At 52.4% G+C, this 1,820-nt stretch carries 1 protein-coding gene; it reads right to left on the bottom strand.

Features of this window, described 5'->3' with window-relative positions:
• Nucleotides 1-169: 169 nt before the first annotated feature.
• Nucleotides 170-1,744: a transposase gene (locus BMX75_RS17895; RefSeq protein ID WP_092831073.1), complete on the bottom strand. Its 1,575-nt coding sequence runs from the start codon at nucleotides 1,742-1,744 to the stop codon at nucleotides 170-172.
• Between the last annotated feature and the right edge of the window lie 76 nt (nucleotides 1,745-1,820).

The following is a 1,820-nucleotide window of genomic DNA, read 5'->3' as shown; positions in this document are numbered from 1 at the left end:
AAAACCCGATTTCGAGCACTTCTATCGCCTGGCGTCCTAATTTTTTGGCTCAACCAGCCACCTGGCTGAGTCATACTAATATTGGCATTCAGCCACTTGAGCGCCCAGCCAAAGCGCGTTAAATACTGTATTTTGCGCTCACAAAGCAACATCACCCGCTCAAAGCCCCTCATGAAGCGGCCAAGTGACCATAATTCGCTAACTTCTCAATATTGTGCACCATACAGTAGAGCTTCCACTGACCTTGCACCTTCTTCTTGCCCCGTAGGCTGAAGCGGCTCAGCCTCTTCGTCGTGCCAATATTACCGAACACCGGTTCTACTACCGACATGCGGTGGCTGTAAATTTCTTTGCCCTTGGGGCTATCGACTCGGTGTTTCATCCAGTCAGTGTAATTGGGTAAGCGCTTGTTCTCGATAATAAAAGATACTTGTCGGCCAGCGCCGTTGCGATGGTCGGCCGAGCTTGGGTTCTGCATGCACCGGTATTTTTTGGGGCAATGCCGACATTGCAGCAAACGCCCTTCGAAGTGCACCCGGATTTTGCCATTGTCGGCTTCCCGCTGCCCCCGATAGGTCAACTTTTCGCCAGTTGGGCAGATACACGTTAGCTTTACAGGATCAAAGTGGAACGCGCTGGCTGGCGTCGTCTTCCGCCAGCCTTTATCGGGTAAGTTCTGGTGGCGCTTGCCGTATTTGTTTTTCTGGTCGGCGAACTGCGGATCCCGGCTGCGGAACTGGTTATCGGGTATATAGCCATTGATCTGCTGTTCGTGCAGGTACTTCATATTCGCTTCGTTGGCGAAGCCCGTATCAGCAGTGACGACGGTGCCTTGCTGATAGATGTTTTCTGCAATCCCCAGCTTCTTAAAACGGGCTTCGACCGTTTCTAGTACGGGCTGCAAGGTGTGGTGTTCCTGGCCTTCACCAAAGGCCTGAGCGTCAATGACAATCTGGTGTTTTTTATCCACCGTGGCGACACCGTTATAGCCTTGGATCGTCCCTTTGCTGGTGGTCATTTTGGCGCTTTCGTTATCAGTAAGGTTGCTCTTCACTTCCTTGATCCGCTTCCCCCGGCCCATCCTTGGGCTGTTCGTCTTTAGGAAACGATCCACTTTGTTCATGGCATCATCTAACGAGAGGATCATCTTGGCCCGGCGGATATCCCGATCCAGATCGGCTTCCGTTTCGGCCTCATCACGCGCGTGGTGCTCCAGTAGGTGATGTCGGATCAGACCTCTCAATTTGTCACGCTTCTCGCCCAGTTCTTTGAACGTGCCAGACCACTCTTTTGAGGCATCGGAGGACATCTTGCAGCCGTCAATGGCAAAGAGTTCGTTACCCAACAGGCCTTGTTCGTGGCACACCAACAACACTTGCTCGAACAGCGCTTCAATCTCATCAGCATGGCGGCTGACGAAACTTGCCAGGGTGGTGAAGTGGGGCACGGTATCGCAGGAAAGCGCTTTGAAAATGATGTTGGTCTCGCAACACCATTGCATCTCGCGGCTGGAGGTGATGCCTTTTGAGTAAGCAAACAGGATGATCTTCAACAAGATGGCCGGATCATAGGCCAGCCGACCGGTCGCGTCGTTTCGATACTTGGGATGGAAAACGGATAAATCGAGCTTGTGCTCGATCAGGTAGTGTACGGCGTGTTCGAAGGTGCCTGGCTGGAGCTGATCTTGGTAATTGATCACCACCATGGCGTTCTGATCGTAGTTATAAGCCTTGAAGCGCGGCATGCTGACCACTCCTCGTCTGTTTCCTCGATCCTATCAAAACTTAGGGGCCAGCGGGGTTTTTCTACAGCCTCAACGC

It is taken from the genome of Vreelandella subterranea (assembly GCF_900111305.1).
Taxonomy (GTDB): domain Bacteria; phylum Pseudomonadota; class Gammaproteobacteria; order Pseudomonadales; family Halomonadaceae; genus Vreelandella; species Vreelandella subterranea.
Note: the sequence above shows the minus strand (reverse complement) of the source record. Positions and strands in the feature narration are given on the sequence as shown.